This is a genomic window from Catenovulum sp. SX2 (assembly GCF_052056295.1).
Lineage (GTDB): Bacteria > Pseudomonadota > Gammaproteobacteria > Enterobacterales > Alteromonadaceae > Catenovulum.
In genome coordinates this window covers 288376-307636 of record NZ_CP182493.1, presented here as the reverse complement: position 1 = coordinate 307636, position 19261 = coordinate 288376, and the positions used below count along the sequence as shown (strand labels likewise).

20 protein-coding genes are annotated in these 19261 nt (G+C 40.1%); all 20 read left to right on the top strand.

The window, feature by feature from the left end; all coding sequences use genetic code 11:
* Nucleotides 1–100 precede the first annotated feature (100 nt).
* Nucleotides 101–1705: an alkaline phosphatase gene (locus ACMZOO_RS01350; protein WP_440904934.1), complete on the top strand. Its 1605-nt coding sequence runs from the start codon at nucleotides 101–103 to the stop codon at nucleotides 1703–1705.
* Nucleotides 1706–1716: 11 nt separating this feature from the next.
* Nucleotides 1717–3390, top strand: a complete 1674-nt coding sequence (locus ACMZOO_RS01345; RefSeq protein ID WP_440904933.1) for an alkaline phosphatase — start codon at nucleotides 1717–1719, stop codon at nucleotides 3388–3390.
* Nucleotides 3391–3475: 85 nt separating this feature from the next.
* Nucleotides 3476–4180 (top strand): hypothetical protein, encoded by a 705-nt coding sequence (locus ACMZOO_RS01340; RefSeq protein ID WP_440904931.1) that lies wholly within the window; start codon nucleotides 3476–3478, stop codon nucleotides 4178–4180.
* A 121-nt stretch (nucleotides 4181–4301) separates the two neighbouring features.
* On the top strand, nucleotides 4302–5279 hold the full coding sequence (locus ACMZOO_RS01335; RefSeq protein WP_440904929.1) for a GGDEF domain-containing protein: 978 nt from the start codon (nucleotides 4302–4304) through the stop codon (nucleotides 5277–5279).
* Between the two features lie 218 nt (nucleotides 5280–5497).
* Nucleotides 5498–6004: a Fe-S cluster assembly transcriptional regulator IscR gene (gene iscR / locus ACMZOO_RS01330; RefSeq protein ID WP_016954971.1), complete on the top strand. Its 507-nt coding sequence runs from the start codon at nucleotides 5498–5500 to the stop codon at nucleotides 6002–6004.
* A gap of 32 nt (nucleotides 6005–6036) precedes the next feature.
* Nucleotides 6037–7251 carry an IscS subfamily cysteine desulfurase gene (locus ACMZOO_RS01325; RefSeq protein ID WP_440904927.1) on the top strand — a complete coding sequence of 405 codons (1215 nt, stop codon included), beginning with the start codon at nucleotides 6037–6039 and terminating at the stop codon, nucleotides 7249–7251.
* A gap of 17 nt (nucleotides 7252–7268) precedes the next feature.
* Nucleotides 7269–7652, top strand: a complete 384-nt coding sequence (gene iscU / locus ACMZOO_RS01320; RefSeq protein ID WP_016954973.1) for a Fe-S cluster assembly scaffold IscU — start codon at nucleotides 7269–7271, stop codon at nucleotides 7650–7652.
* Between the two features lie 21 nt (nucleotides 7653–7673).
* The gene (iscA, locus tag ACMZOO_RS01315; RefSeq protein WP_440904926.1) at nucleotides 7674–7997 is read left to right on the top strand and encodes an iron-sulfur cluster assembly protein IscA; all 324 of its coding nucleotides are present in this window, start codon (nucleotides 7674–7676) and stop codon (nucleotides 7995–7997) included.
* Nucleotides 7998–8015: 18 nt separating this feature from the next.
* The gene (hscB, locus tag ACMZOO_RS01310; RefSeq protein ID WP_440904925.1) at nucleotides 8016–8534 is read left to right on the top strand and encodes a co-chaperone HscB; all 519 of its coding nucleotides are present in this window, start codon (nucleotides 8016–8018) and stop codon (nucleotides 8532–8534) included.
* A gap of 25 nt (nucleotides 8535–8559) precedes the next feature.
* On the top strand, nucleotides 8560–10425 hold the full coding sequence (hscA, locus tag ACMZOO_RS01305; RefSeq protein ID WP_440904923.1) for a Fe-S protein assembly chaperone HscA: 1866 nt from the start codon (nucleotides 8560–8562) through the stop codon (nucleotides 10423–10425).
* Nucleotides 10426–10427: 2 nt separating this feature from the next.
* On the top strand, nucleotides 10428–10766 hold the full coding sequence (fdx, locus tag ACMZOO_RS01300; RefSeq protein ID WP_440904922.1) for an ISC system 2Fe-2S type ferredoxin: 339 nt from the start codon (nucleotides 10428–10430) through the stop codon (nucleotides 10764–10766).
* 109 nt (nucleotides 10767–10875) lie between these two features.
* Entirely contained in the window at nucleotides 10876–11304 is a 429-nt protein-coding gene (gene ndk, locus ACMZOO_RS01295; RefSeq protein WP_440904920.1) for a nucleoside-diphosphate kinase, read from the top strand.
* A gap of 86 nt (nucleotides 11305–11390) precedes the next feature.
* The gene (locus ACMZOO_RS01290) at nucleotides 11391–12515 is read left to right on the top strand and encodes a bifunctional tRNA (adenosine(37)-C2)-methyltransferase TrmG/ribosomal RNA large subunit methyltransferase RlmN (RefSeq protein ID WP_440904919.1); all 1125 of its coding nucleotides are present in this window, start codon (nucleotides 11391–11393) and stop codon (nucleotides 12513–12515) included.
* Nucleotides 12499–13293 carry a type IV pilus biogenesis/stability protein PilW gene (gene pilW, locus ACMZOO_RS01285; RefSeq protein ID WP_440904917.1) on the top strand — a complete coding sequence of 265 codons (795 nt, stop codon included), beginning with the start codon at nucleotides 12499–12501 and terminating at the stop codon, nucleotides 13291–13293. The genes ACMZOO_RS01290 and pilW overlap by 17 nt, the downstream gene beginning before the upstream one ends.
* Nucleotides 13290–14210 (top strand): RodZ domain-containing protein, encoded by a 921-nt coding sequence (locus tag ACMZOO_RS01280; protein WP_440904916.1) that lies wholly within the window; start codon nucleotides 13290–13292, stop codon nucleotides 14208–14210. Before pilW ends, ACMZOO_RS01280 begins: the two co-directional genes overlap by 4 nt.
* Before the next feature lie 2 nt (nucleotides 14211–14212).
* Entirely contained in the window at nucleotides 14213–15331 is a 1119-nt protein-coding gene (gene ispG, locus ACMZOO_RS01275; protein WP_440904914.1) for a flavodoxin-dependent (E)-4-hydroxy-3-methylbut-2-enyl-diphosphate synthase, read from the top strand.
* An 89-nt stretch (nucleotides 15332–15420) separates the two neighbouring features.
* Nucleotides 15421–16695: a histidine--tRNA ligase gene (gene hisS / locus ACMZOO_RS01270; RefSeq protein WP_440904913.1), complete on the top strand. Its 1275-nt coding sequence runs from the start codon at nucleotides 15421–15423 to the stop codon at nucleotides 16693–16695.
* A 10-nt stretch (nucleotides 16696–16705) separates the two neighbouring features.
* Nucleotides 16706–17335, top strand: coding sequence for a YfgM family protein (locus ACMZOO_RS01265; protein WP_440904912.1), 630 nt, complete (start codon nucleotides 16706–16708; stop codon nucleotides 17333–17335).
* Entirely contained in the window at nucleotides 17335–18546 is a 1212-nt protein-coding gene (gene bamB / locus ACMZOO_RS01260; protein ID WP_440904911.1) for an outer membrane protein assembly factor BamB, read from the top strand. The genes ACMZOO_RS01265 and bamB overlap by 1 nt, the downstream gene beginning before the upstream one ends.
* Nucleotides 18533–19261, top strand: a complete 729-nt coding sequence (gene tsaA, locus ACMZOO_RS01255) for a tRNA (N6-threonylcarbamoyladenosine(37)-N6)-methyltransferase TrmO (protein ID WP_440904910.1) — start codon at nucleotides 18533–18535, stop codon at nucleotides 19259–19261. Before bamB ends, tsaA begins: the two co-directional genes overlap by 14 nt.

Here is a 19261-nt window from a genome sequence, read left to right as displayed (position 1 = left end):
TAGTTTTAAATATGTTTTATAAATTAGCCATAAAAATGACTTGTTAGCTTTGGATAATTTTAAGTGAAAACTATAACTTCATTTAATATTGGAAAAAGCTATGAATACAAACTGGTCAGCTGCTCTTGGTTTGTTGGCATCTTCTTTTGCGTTAAATGCAAATGCAGATGTTCTACCAGCAAACCAAGCAAACAGTACTTGGTTTAAAGATGCGCAAGCTAAAATTGCCACTAAACTAAATCAAGACAAATCTCACAAAGCTAAAAATGTCATTTTATTTATCGGTGACGGCATGGGGGTATCAACTCTGACTGCTGCTCGCATATTAAAAGGGCAAAAACTTGGTCAACTAGGTGAAGAAGGCTACTTAAGCTTCGAAACCTTTCCTTATTCAGGCCTATCAAAAACCTACAACGTAAATGCACAAACGCCAGATTCAGCAGGGACAATGACAGCTATGATGTCAGGTGTAAAAAACGATGTTGGTGTTGTTGGTTTATCAGAAGAAGCAACGCGTGGTGATTGTTCATCAGTTGCGGGTCGCGAGTTAGTAACAGCACTAGAATTAGCTGAAATCGCGGGCAAATCTACCGGTATTATTTCAACAGCCCGAATTACCCATGCAACACCAGCAGCCACATATGCAAAATCAGCAGACCGTAACTGGGAAGATATTTCAGATATGGATGTTGCAAATAATCCAGAGCGCTCAGCATGTGAAGATATCGCCTCACAATTAGTCAACTTTGAAGCCAACTTAGAAGCGCGTTTTAACGTTGATGTAGATGGAATTGAAGTTGCAATGGGTGGTGGCCGTCGTCACTTCTTACCAAAAGACGCAGCGTTTAATAGTGCAGATGCAGTTAGCTCGGTAGAAGGCGACCGCACTGACAATAGAGATTTAACTGCAGAATGGAAAAGTATGTATCCAAATGGCGTTTACGTAATGGACCAAAGCGGTTTTGATGGCATAGATACAGAAACAACAGAGCGCGTATTTGGCTTATTTAATGAAGCGCACATGGCTTATGAAGCTGACAGGGCAAATGATATTGCAGGTGAGCCATCGTTAACTGAAATGACAGAAACAGCGATTAAAGTATTAAACAATAATACAGAAGGTTTCTTCTTGATGGTTGAATCAGGCCGTATCGACCATGGTCACCATGCAGGTAACGCGTATAACGCTTTAGAAGATACGATAGAGTTGTCAGAAGCGGTAGCAAAAGCAGTAGAGTTAACCAGTTCAGAAGACACGCTAATTATAGTAACAGCCGACCACAGCCATGTATTTACAATTGCGGGTTATCCAAAAAGAGGCAACCCAATATTAGGCAAGGTTGTAGGCGTAGGCAGTGATACACCAGCTACAGCAAGTGATGGTATGCCTTACACTACATTAGGTTACACCAATGGTCGTGGTTTTATGGATTTAGGCTCAGAAACGGATGCTGATGCAGGTTACGCAGAGCCGGAAAATGCTGGCCGACATGACATTACCAATGTAGATACCCAAAGCCCAGGTTACCACCAAGAGGCAACTATTCCTCTTGGTTCTGAAACACACGCGGGTGAAGATGTGGCAATTCATGCACAAGGTCCGAGCGCTCAATTTGTTCAAGGTGTTGTTGAACAAAATGTTATTTTCCATGTAATTAGTAAGGCATTTGGCTTCAGCGAAAAAATGCCAAGCAGCAAACAATAAGGAAGCCAAATATGAAAACTTTAAAATATACAGCTATTTCAACTTTTATCGCTTTGTCTGTGACGGCTTGTTCAATTGATCTTGATTTTAACGATGACGATAAAGACGACAGTGCGGCTCGTGGCGAAATTGAACTTCCACAATCTCATGCTAATAGCCCATGGTTTAAAAGCGGTGAAATGCAAATAATGCAGGCGCAAGATGCGCAAGCCGCTATCAATATGGCGCGTGGCAGTGCCAAAAATGTCATCTTGTTTGTTGGCGACGGTATGGGTATTTCAACTGTTACCGCAGCGCGCATTTTAGATGGACAAAAGAAAGGCATGTTAGGCGAAGAGAACAAGCTGAGTTTTGACAAATTTCCAATTGCCGGCCTATCAAAAACCTACAACGTAGATGCACAAACGCCAGATTCAGCAGGGACAATGACAGCTATGATGTCAGGTGTTAAAAACGATGTTGGTGTTGTTGGTTTATCGGAAGAAGCAACGCTTGGTGATTGTTCATCAGTTGCGGGTCGCGAGTTAGTAACAGCATTAGAGTTAGCAGAAATGGCGGGTAAATCTACCGGTATTATTTCAACAGCCCGAATTACCCATGCAACACCAGCAGCCACATATGCAAAATCAGCACACCGTAACTGGGAAGATATTTCAGATATGGATGTTGCAAATAATCCAGATAGAGCTGCATGTGAAGATATCGCCTCACAATTAGTCAACTTTGAAGCCAACCTAGAAGCGCGTTTTAACGTTGATGTAGATGGTATTGAGGTTGCAATGGGCGGTGGCCGTCGTCACTTCTTACCAAAAGATGCAGCGTTTAATAGTGCAGATGCAGTTAGCTCGGTAGAAGGCGACCGCACTGACAATAGAGATTTAACTGCAGAATGGAAAAGTATGTATCCAAATGGCGTTTACGTAATGGACCAAAGCGGTTTTGATGGCATAGATACAGAAACAACAGAGCGCGTATTTGGCTTATTTAATGAAGCGCACATGGCTTATGAAGCTGACAGAGCAAATGATATTGCAGGTGAGCCATCGTTAACTGAAATGACAGAAACTGCGATTAAAGTATTAAACAATAATACTGAAGGTTTCTTCTTGATGGTTGAATCAGGCCGTATCGACCATGGTCACCATGCAGGTAACGCGTATAACGCATTAGAAGATACGATAGAGTTGTCAGAAGCGGTAGCAAAAGCAGTAGAGTTAACCAGTTCAGATGACACGCTAATTATAGTCACAGCCGACCATAGCCATGTATTTACGATTGCGGGTTATCCAAAACGAGGCAACCCAATATTAGGTAAAGTTGTTGGCGTGGGCAGTGATACACCGGCTACAGCAAGTGATGGTATGCCTTACACCACCTTAGGTTACACCAATGGTCGTGGTTTTATGGATTTAGGTTCAGAAACGGATGCTGATGCAGGTTACGCAGAGCCGGAAAATGCAGGCCGACAAGACATTACTAATGTAGATACCCAAAGCCCAGGTTATCACCAAGAGGCACTGATCCCTATGGGTTCAGAAACGCATGCTGGTGAAGATGTTGGGATTTATGCAATCGGCCCAGGTGCTGCTTTAGCAACAGGGACTAATGAGCAGAGCATAATTTTCCATGTTATGGATTATGCAGCAGATTTAGTTAACCAAGCGAATGCAGCAATATCTCAATAATCAATGTAACTAAGCAATATAGTTCAGCAATATGTAGGCAAGCCAGTTAATCTTGGCTTGCCTACCATTTAGAATGGTTTTTCAAATGCGTTTTATCTCAATATTTTTTGCCTTATTCACTAGTCAAATCGTATTTGCTAGTGAATGTAATCAACAAGCTGTTGGTGCAACTTATCAAATCCAAAACAAGAAAGTTAATTATAATTTTGAACTTTGGTTGTCGCCAAACCAAGTGATACACAGAAATCTGTCGACTAATATCAGTGAATTATGGGAAAAGAATTCATTAGGTATGGTCAAGTTAACCCGTTATTTTGATACACATAAACGAGGGATTGAATACCAGCCGAATGAGTTACCAGAATCGGTAAAAGATTGGTCGGAAAAGCAGCAGTTAATATCGAATAGTCTGTTAACTGACATGACCTTAATTTCAACTTCAGGTCAGGGCTGTGACTTAACAACTAAATACCAAAAGCAACAAGATGGCAATTCAATAGAACTTGAGTGGCTAAATCATCATGCTTTGGTTAAAAAATTAGTTGTGCGCCACAAGTCTCATGTAGTTGATCAAATTCAATTAACTCAGCTCGTTACCAATTCGATTGAACGCGATACAGTGTTGAGCGCTTTAACAAAACTATATACCACAGATTTTATCGACGTAGGTGACAATGAAAGTGATCCGTTTTTACTTAAGATGATCAACCTTGGCTTTGTAAAACATGGCGCAAGTGGCGTGTATACAGCAGATGGACAAGTTGTTGGTGAAGAACACCATCATCATTGACCATTTCTCATTTATGCTCCCCTCGAAAGTTTTATTCATTGAATTTGATAACTTTTGAAATAAAACTGTCACACAAATTTGGCAGAATTCGTCGCAATTCTGCCATACCGCACTACAACTAATGACAAACATCCGCATCTTAATTGCTTTTATTACTATATTAATCTTTTGGTCATTTCATTTAATGTCTATCAGTCAGCCTGTGATGGAAGCCGAGCAGAATATTTTCGATATTTTTAGTGAGGTTTTTAATCTAATCTTTTTACTCGGAATGTTAGCTTTTAATATTAGCCTTGCTAAAAAATCATATGAAACTGCTGAATCTCAGTGGTTTTTTATCGGTTTATTATTGCTTTTATGTGGGCATACCCATGATTTATTGGACGAATTTATATCTATCCAGCCACTGATCATTTCATTTGTTTTTGAAAATGCTGCGAACAACTTAGGTGTTGTTGTTTTAACTTATGCGCTATTTAAATGGTCTATTCGTTACAAAAGCCAGATTAAAACCTTGCAAGAGCAAAAACTCATTTTAACTTCAGTCAGTAACAAAGACCCTATGACCCAATTGTATAACCGTAGGTTTTTGAATGACGGATTTAAAAAGCAGCTAGATGAAGTTGATTTTACTCAACAAAACCTCACGCTAGTAATGATAGACCTAGATAAGTTTAAGTCATTTAATGATAGCTACGGTCACTTACACGGGGATAAACTCATTCAGCATGCGGCAAAAATAATTGCGGAACAAATCCGTGGGCAAGATTTTGCTTTTCGATATGGTGGAGAAGAATTCCTTGTGGTGATTGAAGGGGATTATCACACAGCACAAAGGGTTTCAGCTCGAATACTTAACACTTATAGAAACAGTCCTTTTGCGGTAAATGGCGAGCGAATTGAAAAAACACTTTCAATCGGCATTAAGCAATTGGGATGCAAACTCTCGTTTGAAGAATCGCTCAACGATGCTGATGCGGCGTTATATGCAGCAAAACAAGCTGGCAGAAACTGTGTGGTTGTTGCACCACATGAAGGACAATCAAAAAATCATTCCGCCCAGGCTAAGTCGATTAGGGCTGAAATATTATCTTCCTAAATAATCTACATACATTTCAATTAGGCAATTAAACTTGCACAGATTTATTACCAGGTTATACTGCGCGCCTAATTTGCGTTAGCAAAGCTATTTTACCTTCCTTATACCAGTTTCGATTTAGAGTTAATACTTGAGTAATTTACTAAGGTAAATACTTGACTAAAATACTCGGAAAAGCGATAATAGCGGCTATCAACTTAGAGAAATGGAAAATTAATATGCGATTAACATCTAAAGGTCGATATGCAGTGACCGCCATGTTAGATGTGGCTTTACATGCTAAAAATGGTCCAGTTCCATTGGCAGATATATCTGAGCGCCAAGACATTTCTCTAAGTTATCTTGAACAATTATTTGCCCGTTTGCGTAAGCAGGGGGTTGTATCTAGCGTTAGAGGTCCTGGTGGTGGGTACTTATTAGGACGTGAGCTAGATGATATTTCAATTGGCCAGATTATTGTAGCAGTCGATGAGTCAGTTGACGCAACTCGTTGCCAAGGAAAAGAGGGCTGTCAAGGCGGCGTTCAATGTTTAACCCATAGCTTATGGCGTGAGTTAAGTGATCGTATAGCCAATTTTTTAAACGAAATTACCTTGCAGGAACTTGTTGATAAACAAGAAGTTAAACAAGTTGCTGAGCGTCAGAATAAAAAGCAGCGCACTCATTCAGCGTTTGCTCTTGGTCAAATTTCGTTAGACGAATTAGATGTAGACCCGCGCGTGTAATCGCGTATACAAAGTTTTAAGCGGAGATTTTAATGAAGTTACCTATTTATCTAGATTATTCAGCGACGACACCGGTCGATCCACGTGTTGCAGAAAAAATGATGCAATGTCTAACTATGGATGGATATTTTGGTAACCCTGCATCTCGCTCACACAGATTCGGCTGGCAAGCAGAAGAGTTAGTTGATATCGCGCGTGGTCAAATCGCAGAGTTAGTTAACGCTGACCCGCGTGAAATCGTCTTTACTTCAGGTGCTACTGAATCAAATAATCTTGCGATTAAAGGTGCTGCGAACTTTTACAAGAAAAAAGGTAAGCACATAATTACGGTTAAAACTGAACACAAAGCAGTATTAGACACATGCCGTGAGTTAGAGCGTCAAGGTTATGAAGTTACTTATTTAGAAGTACAAAAAGACGGTTTAATTGATTTAGACCTTTTCAAAAAAACTTTACGTGAAGACACAGTGTTAGTCAGTGTGATGCATGTAAATAACGAAATCGGTGTAATTCAAGATATTGAAACCATTGGTGAGTTATGTCGCGCCAATAAAACCGTATTCCATGTAGATGCAGCGCAAAGTGCTGGTAAAGTTGATATTGACTTAACGCAATTGAAAGTTGATTTAATGTCTTTCTCTGCGCATAAAATTTACGGCCCTAAAGGCATTGGTGCTTTGTATGTTCGTCGTAAACCACGTATTCGTTTAGAGGCGCAAACACATGGCGGTGGTCATGAGCGTGGCTTCCGTTCTGGTACTTTAGCGACACACCAAATTGTTGGTATGGGCGAAGCTTTCCGTATTGCTAAAGAAGAAATGGCTAGTGAAAATCAGCGCTTATTAGCTTTGCGTGAAAAGTTATTGGCTGGTGTACGTGACTTAGAAGAAGTTTATGTAAATGGCTCACTAGAAAAACGTGTTTCAGGCAACTTAAATGTCAGCTTCAACTTTGTTGAAGGTGAGTCATTGATTATGGCATTAAAAGATATGGCTGTATCTTCAGGTTCAGCCTGTACATCTGCCAGTTTAGAGCCTTCTTACGTATTGAGAGCCTTAGGTTTAAATGATGAGTTAGCACATAGCTCAATTCGTTTCAGCATTGGTCGTTTTACGACCGAAGAAGAAATTGATTACGTGGTCAGTGTAATCAAAGATGCGATAGATAAATTAAGAGAAATGTCTCCTTTATGGGAGATGTTTAAAGATGGTGTCGACTTGAATAATGTTGAGTGGGTTCACCACTAAGAAGTGAGGTTAGTATTATGGCTTATAGTGATAAAGTAATAGATCATTATGAAAATCCACGTAACGTGGGTGGTTTTGATAAAAATGATCCAAATGTTGCAACAGGTATGGTGGGTGCACCTGCTTGTGGTGACGTAATGAAGTTACAACTTAAAATCTCTGATGCAGGCATTATCGAAGACGCTAAGTTCAAAACTTACGGTTGTGGTTCAGCGATCGCTTCTAGCTCATTGGTAACAGAATGGGTTAAAGGTAAGTCTTTAGATGAAGCTTCGCAAATCAAGAACACAGATATAGCGCAAGAGTTAGCTTTACCACCAGTTAAAATTCACTGTTCAATTTTAGCTGAAGACGCTATTAAAGCGGCAATTGACGACTATAAAACAAAACACAGTTCGTAAGCGGAATATAGGAGTATACATATGGCCGTAACCATTACAGAAACAGCAGCAACTCGTGTAAGACACTTCCTCGATAATAGAGGTAAAGGTGTAGGTTTGCGTTTAGGCGTAAAAACTTCTGGTTGTTCTGGTATGGCTTATGTACTCGAATTTGTTGATGAGGTGAACGAAGATGACCAAGTGTTCGACCAATTTGGTGTAAAGGTAATTGTTGATGCTAAATCTCTATTATACATAGATGGCACAGAGTTAGATTTTACCAAAGAAGGTTTGAACGAAGGCTTTAAGTTCAACAACCCTAATGTAACAGACGAATGTGGTTGCGGAGAAAGTTTCCACGTTTAAAGGCGAATAAGCGAGCTTATGAACTTTTTCGAAATTTTTAACTTCGAGCCAGACTTTAACTTAGACGTCAATTCATTGTCAGCCCGTTACAAAGATTTGCAACGGGCTTTCCACCCTGATCAATACGCCAGTGCAAACGAATCGCAAAAGCTGTTAGCTTTGCAAAAAGCGACAGAAATCAACGATGCATACGCGACGCTAAAATCTCCTGTTAGTCGGGCTGAATACCTATTAAAGCTTGCTGGTTTAGACATTAGCCATGAAACAACTACGGTTAAAGACCCTAGTTTTTTAATGCAGCAAATGGAATATCGCGAGAAACTTGAAGACATAGGACTTTTGTCTGATCCCTATGACGCCATTATCGAGTTCGAACAAGAACTTGAACAAGAGCAAGTTGAATTAGAAGCGACTATAGGCCGTGAATTAAAAACAGCCCATTATGAGCGAGCAGCAAACGCAGTGCGTAAACTTAAGTTCATTAAAAAACTCCAAGTTGAGTTAGAGCGTCTAGAAGACGAAGTCAGCGATATTTAACCCACAAAATTAATTTTTTATCACTATGGCATTATTACAAATTTCTGAGCCGGGGCAGTCAGAAGCTCCACATCAACGAAGACTAGCAGTTGGGATTGATTTAGGGACGACAAATTCGTTAGTTGCAACGGTACGAAGTGGCGAAGCAAGCACACTTGCTGATCAAAATGGCCACACTATTTTACCTTCAGTTGTACGCTATAGTGCAGAGCAAGTGCAGGTGGGTATTGAAGCGCTCGCAAACGCAGAATCTGATCCAGAAAATACTATCATTTCTGCTAAGCGTTTTATGGGCCGTTCAGTTGAAGATGTGGTTAAAACCTATCCTGAATTACCTTACCAATTTGTTGGTGAAGCTAAAGAATTAGCGCGAATCGCAACTGCTGCAGGTAAAAAATCACCAGTTGAAGTTTCATCAGATATATTGGCTGCACTGAAATCACGAGCTGAAAGTAGCTTGGGTGATGAAATTCAAGGTGCTGTAATTACCGTGCCTGCATATTTTGATGATGCGCAGCGTCAATGTACCAAAGATGCAGCGCGTTTAGCCGGATTAAAAGTTTTACGTTTACTCAACGAGCCGACTGCGGCAGCAATTGCTTATGGGTTAGATTCTAAACAAGAAGGGCAAATTGCTGTTTATGATTTAGGCGGTGGTACCTTTGATATCTCAATTTTAAAACTTGAAAAAGGCGTATTTGAGGTTTTATCGACTGGTGGTGATTCCGCACTTGGTGGTGATGATTTTGACCAAGTGATTGTTGATTGGATCAAAGCCTCTGGAAAATTACCTGCACAGCTTTCTTCGAGAATGCGTCGAGTAGTTAAAGAGACAGCTAAAAAAGTTAAAGAGCAGTTGTCTGATGCGAGTTCAGTCGATTTTTCTATAAAACTAGATGATCAATCACAAATTGCATTAACTCTAAGCAAAAGCGAATTTGAAGCATTAGTTGAGCCCTTGGTTAAACGTACATTGATTGCTTGTCGCCGTGCGTTAAAAGATGCAGGCTTAAAAGCTGAAGATATTAAAGACGTTGTCCTTGTAGGTGGTTCAACACGTGTGCCATTGGTTCGCAGTCGTGTTGCTGATTATTTTGCCAAAGAGCCATTAAGCTCAATTGATCCAGACCAAGTAGTAGCAATTGGTGCTAGTTTACAAGCGGATATTTTAGTTGGTAATAAACCAGACTCAGACATGGTATTGCTCGATGTTATTCCATTGTCGCTTGGTTTAGAAACCATGGGCGGTTTGTGCGAAAAAATAATTCCACGTAATACCACTATTCCTGTTGCTAAAGCCCAAGAGTTTACTACGTTTAAAGACGGTCAGACTGCCATGGCTGTGCATGTAGTCCAAGGTGAACGTGAATTGGTAAAAGATTGTCGTTCACTGGCTAAATTTGAATTACACGGCATTCCACCTATGGCGGCAGGTGCTGCGCATATTCGAGTGACTTTCCAAGTTGACGCAGACGGCTTGTTGTCGGTAACTGCTATGGAAAAATCGACTGGTGTGCAATCAAGTATTCAGGTCAAACCAAGTTATGGTTTGGAAGAAAACGAAATATTACAAATGTTGCAAGCATCAGTTGCCAATGCTAAAGACGATGTTAAAGCGCGACAATTGGCCGAGCAAGTTGTTGAAGCTCAGCGCATGCTTGAATCTTTAGGTAATGCGATTGCTCAAGATAAACATTTATTGAGCGAAGACGAGTACAACAGCTTAACAGCTGATTTAGCTAAGCTAGCTGAATTGTGCCAAGGCTCAGATGTTGATGCGATAAAACAACAAATTGAATTAATAGACAATAACAGCCAAGATTTTGCTGCTGCACGAATGGACCAGTCAATTCGTAAAGCGCTACAAGGCCATAAAGTAGACGAGATTTAATCATGCCACAAATTATATTTTTGCCCCACGATGAGTTATGTCCAGATGGTGCTGTTGTTGAATGTGAAAACGGCGAGTCGGTATTAGATGCCGCTTTAAGATCTGGTATTGATATTGAACATGCTTGCGAAAAATCCTGTGCGTGCACAACTTGCCATGTTGTTATTCGTGAAGGCTTCGATTCACTGGAAGAAAGTGATGAACTAGAAGATGATATGTTAGACAAAGCTTGGGGTTTAGAGCCTGAATCTCGCTTAGGATGTCAAGCTTGTGTTAACAACGAAGACCTAGTTGTCGAAATTCCTAAATATACCATTAACATGGTCAGCGAAAATCATTGATTTGGCGCAAACTAGGATAAAATTGCTAAAAAATACAGTTATATAACTGTTCTTTCCCATAACAATGTTGTTATGATGAGGGTGTGTTAAACAATAACAGGACGTCAACATGGCTATTGAACGCACCCTTTCTATTATCAAACCAAATGCAATTGTTGATCACAACATTGGCGCTATCATTCACAGATTAGAACAAGCAGGTTTAAAAGTTGTTGCTATGCGTATGGTTAAATTAACCTTAGAGCAAGCACAGGGCTTTTACGCTGAACATGACGGCAAGCCGTTTTTTGAAAAACTAATTAACTTTATGACTTCAGCACCTGTGGTCACTATGGTGTTGGAAGGTGAATCTGCTATCAGTGCATACCGTGAAATCGCAGGCGCTACTGATCCTGCTCAAGCGTTACGCGGCACATTACGAGCTGATTTTGGCGGTGACAATGTAACCTTTAATGCGGTTCATGGCTCTGATAGTCCAGAAAGTGCATCAAGAGAGATTGCCTACTTTTTTGCAGACAGTGAAGTAAACAGCTATTAGTCCGACGAAACAGTCGCTAGAACGCTTTGCAATCGCAAGGGAATGCCGTAAAATTGCCAACCAAATTGAAGTATAGGTAATTTTAGATGTCAGCAACCCCCTCAAAAATAAATCTATTAGACTTGTCGCGTCAGCAGATGCGTGAGTTTTTTGCGTCTTTGGGCGAAAAATCGTTTCGCGCAGACCAAGCAATGAAATGGATTTACCACTATGGCATGGATAATTTTGAGGAAATGAATAACTTCAGTAAAGCTTTGCGCGCAAAGTTATCTGAGTTATGTGTGGTTGAAGGGCCTGAAATTGCAGTTAAACAACAAAGTAGCGACGGCACCATTAAATATGCAATGAAATTGCGTGGTGGTCAGGAAGTTGAAACCGTTTGGATCCCAGATGGTGAGCGAGCAACTTTATGTGTATCTAGCCAAGTAGGCTGTGCACTTGAATGTACTTTTTGTTCAACTGCGCAGCAAGGTTTTAATCGTAACCTATCTGTAAGTGAAATTATTGGTCAAGTTTGGCGTGTTGCTAAAGATATAGGTCCAGTAAAAGTAACTAACAAACGACCTATTACTAACATAGTTATGATGGGCATGGGCGAACCATTACTCAACATGACTAACTTAGTGCCAGCACTAGAGTTAATGATGGACGATTTAGCATTTGGTTTATCTAAACGTCGAGTAACAGTCAGTACTTCTGGTGTTGTCCCTGCACTGGATAAATTAAAAGAAAAAGTTGATGTGGCTTTAGCTATCTCATTACATGCGCCGAACGATCAACTGAGAGATGAAATTGTACCTATCAATAAAAAGTACAATATTGAAACTTTTTTAGCAGCATCACGTCGTTATATTGATGGTTCTAAAGCCAACGAAAAAGTAACTGTAGAATATGTGATGTTGGATCACATCAATGACAGTATGGATCAAGCGCATGAGTTGGCCAAAACCTTAAAAGGTACACCATCAAAAATAAACCTAATTCCGTTTAACCCTTTCCCTGGTAGCCCGTATGGACGCTCTAGTAACTCTCGTATTGATAGATTTGCAAAAGTACTAACAGAATATGGTTTTACTACAGTAGTGCGTCGTACGCGTGGTGACGACATAGACGCAGCTTGTGGCCAATTGGTTGGTGATGTTGTTGACCGAACCAAACGTATGCTGAAAAAAAGGGAAAAAGGCGAAAACTTGAATGTTAAGATTGTTTAATCTCTTAGCTGTAATCGCAATATCTTTTGCATTGGCTGCTTGTGTAAGTCAGAAAACTTATGTTGGCAGCGATAAACCTGTCGTTGAGAAGCAGTCAACCCCTGTTGAAGCTGCAAAAAATCGTATCGCATTAGGCTTAACTTATTTGCAAAAAGGCAATGCAGGGCAAGCTAAGTATAATCTTGATAAAGCGTTAGAGTTTGCACCTAAACTCCCTGAAGCTCATTATTCTTTAGCTTATTATTATCAAACTGTGGGAGAGATTGATAAAGCGGATGCTGCATACAAAAAAGTTATCTCCTTGGATAAAAAAAACGGTGATGCATTAAATAATTATGGGGCATTTTTATGTCAGCAAGGGCATTATCTGCAAGCGAAAGAAATGTTTCTACAGGCCGTTGAGATAGACAGCTATATTCGAGTTGCCCAAACATATGAGAACTTGGGTTTATGTTTGTATGGTGCAGGTAAAACTGAATACATAGAGCAAGTTGAAAAGTATCTAACCAGCGCACTTGGTTACAATGCAAAACTGGTAAAATCTCTAAGCACATTAGTTGAATTACATAAAAATAATGGTGATATTGCTAAAGCATACCGTTATGTCCAGCAACTAGATTTAGTCCAAAAAAATAATCCGAGTGTTATTTATAGTGCCTATCAACTGGCCGAACAAGTAGGTGACAAGCGAGCTGCCAGCGTATATGCACGGCGTTTATTTGTCGACTTTCCAAAAAGTTCCGAAACTCAACAATTAAGGCAAGCGTTGACTCAATGACAGAATTGACTGAAGAACAAGAGAGTGAAGTACAGCAACCAACTGAAACAGTCGGTATGGTGTTGCAAGCCGCTCGCATTAAACTAGGTTTGTCTGAGCAGGATGTTGCAGGCAGCTTAAATCTTAAAGTAACGGTAATTCAAGGTATCGAAAGTGATGACTTTACTTTGATCCCTGTACCAACTTATATCAAAGGTTATTTACGCGCTTACGCCAAGCTATTGTCACTCGATGAAAATCAGATCATCGCTTTGTATTACCAGCAGCAACCGGTTGAATATAAACCGGAAAACAAGTTAAAAAGCTTTTCGAAAAAAACCAGTCAACAAGCGCATGATAGTCGCTTAATGTTAGTTACTTACGGCATTATTTTGGTGTTAGTTGCTCTTATTGTGGTGTGGTGGGTACAACGTGAAGCGGTAGTTGACGATTCCGCCAGTATTTTACCCGCTAGCTCGGCAGCGGTTAACTCAGATAATCAAACCTTGCCAACAACAATTAGTGTTGAGCAACAAGCGCCCGTTCAAATGCAAAGCCAAGTTGTTGCAGAGCCTACTGAAGTGACCGAAGTCTCCGCTGAGGCTTTAAACCAAGATGATGCAGTTTTGAATGAAAGCATGGCTGAAACCGAGACTGCCGTTGAAGAAAATCTATTAACCGAAGCAGAAGTTCACAATTTACAGATGACTTTTACTGGTGATTGCTGGATTAACGTTATCGACTCAAATGGTGAAAGAGTTGCATACGGGGTGAAAGAGCAAGGGCGAATTATCTATTTAAATGCAGCACCTCCTTATGAGATTACCTTAGGTGCACCAGAAGTAGTTGATATTGTATTTGAAGACGAATCTATCGACATGAATCAATTTAAAAAAGGCATGGTAGCTCGTTTTAGTTTACCGTTAGGGCTTGAATAATTATGTTTAGTGAAACACCGATAAAACGCAAACAAACTAAAAAAATCTGGGTTGGTAAAGTGCCAATTGGTGGTGATGCACCAATAGCTGTGCAAACTATGACGAATACCTTAACCACAGATGTTGATGCAACTGTTGCACAAATCAAACGCATTCAAGACGTAGGTGCAGATTTAGTTCGTGTATCTGTACCAACTATGGATGCAGCAGAAGCATTTAAATTAATCAAACAGCGAGTTGATATTCCGATTGTTGCAGATATTCATTTTGATTATCGCATCGCATTAAAAGTAGCTGAATACGGCGTTGATTGTTTGCGTATTAATCCTGGTAACATAGGTAACGAGCAGCGTATTCGTGCTGTGGTTGATTGTGCGCGCGACAAAAATATTCCAATTCGTATTGGTGTAAACGGTGGTTCACTCGAAAAAGACATTCAAGAAAAATACAAAGAACCAACCGCAGAAGCATTATTAGAATCAGCCATGCGCCATGTTGATATATTAGACAGACTTAACTTTGACCAATTTAAAGTTAGTGTTAAAGCATCGGATGTATTTTTAGCGGTTGATTCATATCGTTTATTGTCAAAACAAATCGACAACCCATTACATTTAGGTATCACTGAAGCGGGTGGTGCACGTACTGGTGCGGTTAAGTCGTCAATTGGTTTAGGTATATTATTAAATGAGGGTATAGGTGATACTTTACGTATCTCACTAGCGGCTGATCCAGTTGAAGAAGTTAAAGTTGGTTTTGATATCTTAAAATCACTTCGCATTCGCTCGCGCGGTATCAACTTTATTGCTTGCCCAAGCTGTTCTCGTCAAGAATTTGATGTAATTTCTACGGTAAACGCGCTAGAAGAACGTCTAGAAGATATCACCACACCTATGACAGTTTCTGTTATCGGTTGTGTGGTAAATGGCCCTGGTGAAGCCTTGGTTTCGCATGTCGGTTTGGCTGGTGCACAAAACAAAAGTGGTTTTTATTTAGACGGCGAACGACAAAAAGAGCGTATCGACAATAGCAATATTGTTGATACCTTAGAAAAACACATTCGGGCAAAAGCCAACAAATTAGACGATAGCAAACGTATTGAAATTCATTCAGTTGAATAACCACTTGTACCTTTGCCGTTAACTTTTCTATAATTCGCGGTTTGGCTAACACAAGCCGCGATTAAAACGATTTATCACAGGATTTCATAGTGTCAAAAAATATCCAAGCCATTCGAGGTATGAACGATTGTTTGCCGGAGCAAACGCCAGTTTGGCAGAAAGTAGAAAATGTCTTACGTAATGTTGTTAGCCGTTATGGTTATAGCGAAATTCGTATGCCAATTGTGGAAATGACAGAGTTATTTAAACGCTCAATTGGTGAAGTGACAGACATAGTTGAAAAAGAAATGTACACCTTTGAAGATAGAAATGGTGACAGTTTAACTTTACGTCCTGAAGGTACAGCTAGCTGTGTTAGAGCTGGTAACGAACATGGTTTATTGTATAACCAAATTCAGCGCTTGTGGTATATGGGGCCTATGTTCCGTCATGAACGTCCACAAAAAGGTCGTTATCGCCAATTTCACCAATTTGGTGTTGAAACTTTTGGTATGAACGGACCTGATATCGACGCTGAAGTGATTGCTATGACAGCACGTTTTTGGCGTGAGTTTGGCCTTGCTGACAAAGTGAAACTTGAGCTCAATTCTTTAGGCTCTAACGAAGAAAGAGCAAATTATCGCGACGCGTTAGTGAACTTTTTGCAACAACATGAATCAATTTTGGATGAAGATTGCAAACGCCGCATGGTAACTAACCCATTGCGTGTGTTAGACACTAAAAATCAAGAAATTCAGGCAGTACTAAAAGATGCACCTGTGTTAAATGATTATTTTGGTGAAGAATCTAAAGCACACTTTAAAGGTTTATGTGCCCGTTTAGATGCATTCGGTATTGAATATACTATCAATCCTCGACTGGTTCGTGGCCTAGATTATTACAATCACACAGTATTTGAGTGGGTAACTGATAGCTTAGGTGCGCAAGGTACTGTGTGTGCAGGTGGCCGTTACGATGGTTTAGTTGAGCAGCTTGGTGGCAAAGCAACACCAGCAGTTGGTTTTGCAATGGGGTTAGAGCGTTTAGTGTTAATGCTTGAAACTTTAGGTTTAGACAAAGATGTACGCAAAGCGGTTGATGTATTTGTTGTTATGTTAGGCGAACAAGCCGAATTGCAAGCACCTGCTGTGATTGAGCAGTTGCGTGATAGCTTGCCAGATAGCAGAATTCAATTAAACTGTGGCGGTGGTAACTTTAAGAAACAGTTTAAAAAAGCGGATAAAAGTGGTGCTGATATCGCGCTTGTATTCGGTGAACAAGAAATTATCGAAAATAAAGTAACAATCAAACCACTTCGCAGTAGTGAAGAACAAACAACAATAGAACAAGCGCAGCTTGTAGATTATTTAAATAAAGCGCTATAAGAGGTCAAGAATGGATATTTATTCAACTGAAGAACAACAAGAAGAAGCGATTAAAAAGTTTTTATCAAAATATGCTAATGCGCTTATTGGTGGTTTTGTTGCAGGCTTAGTTGGTATCTATGGTTACAACTGGTATCAAGACAAAACAATCGCTGATCAAGAAGCAATGTCGCAAAAATTTGCCAAAATTGAACAAGACAATACTTTAGTAAAAGCCGAAGCAGAGTCGTTCATTCAAGAAAATGGCGATTCAGGTTTTGCAGTATTAGCGGCATTTAAATTGGCTAAATCTTTTGTTGAAGAAAAACAATTTGAAAAAGCTGCTGAGCAACTAAAGTGGGTTGTTGCTAATAGTAAAGATCAAGCCGTGGTTGATTTAGCAACATTGCGTTTAGCGCGTGTGCAAGTTGCTTTGGGTCAGTCTGAACAAGCATATCAAGCCTTGACTGCTTCAAAAACAGAAGCTTTCACTGCACAGTTTGCTGAGCTAAAAGGCGATATTGATTACCAAGCAGGCCGTATCGAACAAGCTCGTGAGCAATACCAATTGGCTGCTGATAATGATGGTTTAACAGGTAATCCTGGCCTTAAAATGAAGTTAGACAATTTAGCTACGGATAATGGTACGGTTGCATTGTAATGATCAATACTAAAGCCTTAACCAAGGTCGCGTTATTGCTGTCTTTGTTGGTCGGTTGTGCGTCTAACGACGATAACCCTGACACTCAACCAGCACCACGTCCTGAAATTAACAACCAGATTTCGGTTAAAAAAGTTTGGGATGACAGTGTTGGCGATGGTGTTAAAGGATATTATTCAAGACTAAAACCAGCATACGGTTACGACAAGTTATTCGTCGCTGATAGGCAGGGAGAAGTTGTTGCTTTTGATAGCAAAAACGGTGATCAAATTTGGCAAGTTGACGTACGTAAACTTGACGGCAGTTGGTTAAATTGGATTGGTATTAATTCTACACCTGCAGTTCGAATTTCTGGCATGGTGGCTTCGTATGAACATTTATACGTAGGCACTGAAAACGGCCAAATTATTGCGCTTGATGAAAAAACGGGCGAAGAAAAATGGCGTGCTGAAGTTGAAGGTGAGGTGTTGGCTCCAGCCATAGCTGAAGATGGTAAAGTTATCGTTAATTTAGGCTCTGGCAAAACCGCTGCGATAGATGCGCAAAACGGTGAGGTATTATGGACATCTGTATCAGATGTACCTTCTTTAACTTTACGTGGCGTGTCTTCACCAGCTTATACCCAAGGTGGTGTTTTTGTTGGCAGTGCTGGCGGAAAAATCATTACTTACAATGCTAAAAATGGTCAGCTAGCTTGGGATTTACCTATTGCGAAAGCTCAAGGTGCAACCGAACTTGCGCGTATTGTAGATATTGACGCAACGCCAATTATCTCTGGTTTTAACCTATATGCTTTGTCTGCTGGTGGCTCTTTGAGCATGGTGGATATTCGTAACGCACGTTTGGCATGGAAGCGAGAGTACCGTGGTTATCAGAACATGTATTTATATGCTGGTTCATTAATTATTAGTGATGATCACAGTGTAATTTACGCAGTTGATAGTCGTAACGGTGTTGAAAAATGGGCGAATACTAAACTTAGAAATCGTCGTGTTACAGCCGCAGCTGTTTTAGATGGATATGTGATTGTTGGCGATTTTGAAGGTTATGTTTATTTCTTGGACGTCAATTCCGGAGAGATAAAATATTCAACACAATTGAGCTCGGAAGCTTTGTTAGCACAAGCTGAAATTGTTGATAACATCGCATACATTCAAACGCGTGAAGGCAAAGTTTATGCACTGCGCATAAATCAAGATGAAGCCAAATAATCAAACTACATGGCCAATGCAAATCATTGGTCATGTATCTTCTCCCTATAAAGAAAAATTTTCCATTCCACGCCAAGCCAATTTAGTTAAGCTAGCTAAAGGTTACATTGAGTTTTTACCTGATTTCAGTGATATAGATATGCTAGAAGGCATTGAGGCCTATAGTCATTTATGGCTGGTGTTTATTTTCCATCAAACCGCGGCACAAGGGTGGAAAGCCAAAGTACGGCCACAGCGTTTAGGCGGAAATAAAAAAATGGGTGTCTTAGCAACTCGCTCGACTTTTAGGCCAAATCCTGTTGGTTTGTCATCTGTAACATTTGATAAAGTCGAAAAACTCCCCAACGGCAAATTGCGCCTGCACATTCAAGGATTAGATTTAGTTGATGGCACGCCAATCATAGATATTAAACCTTATATTCCGTATGCAGATGTTATCCAACAAGCAAGTAGCCAGTTTGCTACAGATGCTCCAATAAGCAAGCTGAAAGTCGTGTTTGCTGAGGATTTAGCGGGTAAGCTCAAAATATGTGAGCTGCAATACACGGGTTTTAAACAATTCGTTTGCCAAGTATTGGCGCAAGATCCACGGCCTGTATATAAACAAGGCAAAGAGGATAACAAAACCTATGGTGTTAAACTGGTGAATTGGGATGTTCAGTTTAATATTGCTGGAGATAATTGTTTAGTTTGTGCGATTAACGACCTATCTTAG

Coding starts and splice junctions, on each gene's coding strand:
- ACMZOO_RS01350 (WP_440904934.1), top strand. CDS start 101: ATGAATACAAACTGGTCAGCTGCTCTTGGTTTGTTGGCATCTTCTTTT.
- ACMZOO_RS01345 (WP_440904933.1), top strand. CDS start 1,717: ATGAAAACTTTAAAATATACAGCTATTTCAACTTTTATCGCTTTGTCT.
- ACMZOO_RS01340 (WP_440904931.1), top strand. CDS start 3,476: ATGCGTTTTATCTCAATATTTTTTGCCTTATTCACTAGTCAAATCGTA.
- ACMZOO_RS01335 (WP_440904929.1), top strand. CDS start 4,302: ATGACAAACATCCGCATCTTAATTGCTTTTATTACTATATTAATCTTT.
- iscR (WP_016954971.1), top strand. CDS start 5,498: ATGCGATTAACATCTAAAGGTCGATATGCAGTGACCGCCATGTTAGAT.
- ACMZOO_RS01325 (WP_440904927.1), top strand. CDS start 6,037: ATGAAGTTACCTATTTATCTAGATTATTCAGCGACGACACCGGTCGAT.
- iscU (WP_016954973.1), top strand. CDS start 7,269: ATGGCTTATAGTGATAAAGTAATAGATCATTATGAAAATCCACGTAAC.
- iscA (WP_440904926.1), top strand. CDS start 7,674: ATGGCCGTAACCATTACAGAAACAGCAGCAACTCGTGTAAGACACTTC.
- hscB (WP_440904925.1), top strand. CDS start 8,016: ATGAACTTTTTCGAAATTTTTAACTTCGAGCCAGACTTTAACTTAGAC.
- hscA (WP_440904923.1), top strand. CDS start 8,560: ATGGCATTATTACAAATTTCTGAGCCGGGGCAGTCAGAAGCTCCACAT.
- fdx (WP_440904922.1), top strand. CDS start 10,428: ATGCCACAAATTATATTTTTGCCCCACGATGAGTTATGTCCAGATGGT.
- ndk (WP_440904920.1), top strand. CDS start 10,876: ATGGCTATTGAACGCACCCTTTCTATTATCAAACCAAATGCAATTGTT.
- ACMZOO_RS01290 (WP_440904919.1), top strand. CDS start 11,391: ATGTCAGCAACCCCCTCAAAAATAAATCTATTAGACTTGTCGCGTCAG.
- pilW (WP_440904917.1), top strand. CDS start 12,499: ATGTTAAGATTGTTTAATCTCTTAGCTGTAATCGCAATATCTTTTGCA.
- ACMZOO_RS01280 (WP_440904916.1), top strand. CDS start 13,290: ATGACAGAATTGACTGAAGAACAAGAGAGTGAAGTACAGCAACCAACT.
- ispG (WP_440904914.1), top strand. CDS start 14,213: ATGTTTAGTGAAACACCGATAAAACGCAAACAAACTAAAAAAATCTGG.
- ACMZOO_RS01265 (WP_440904912.1), top strand. CDS start 16,706: ATGGATATTTATTCAACTGAAGAACAACAAGAAGAAGCGATTAAAAAG.
- bamB (WP_440904911.1), top strand. CDS start 17,335: ATGATCAATACTAAAGCCTTAACCAAGGTCGCGTTATTGCTGTCTTTG.
- tsaA (WP_440904910.1), top strand. CDS start 18,533: ATGAAGCCAAATAATCAAACTACATGGCCAATGCAAATCATTGGTCAT.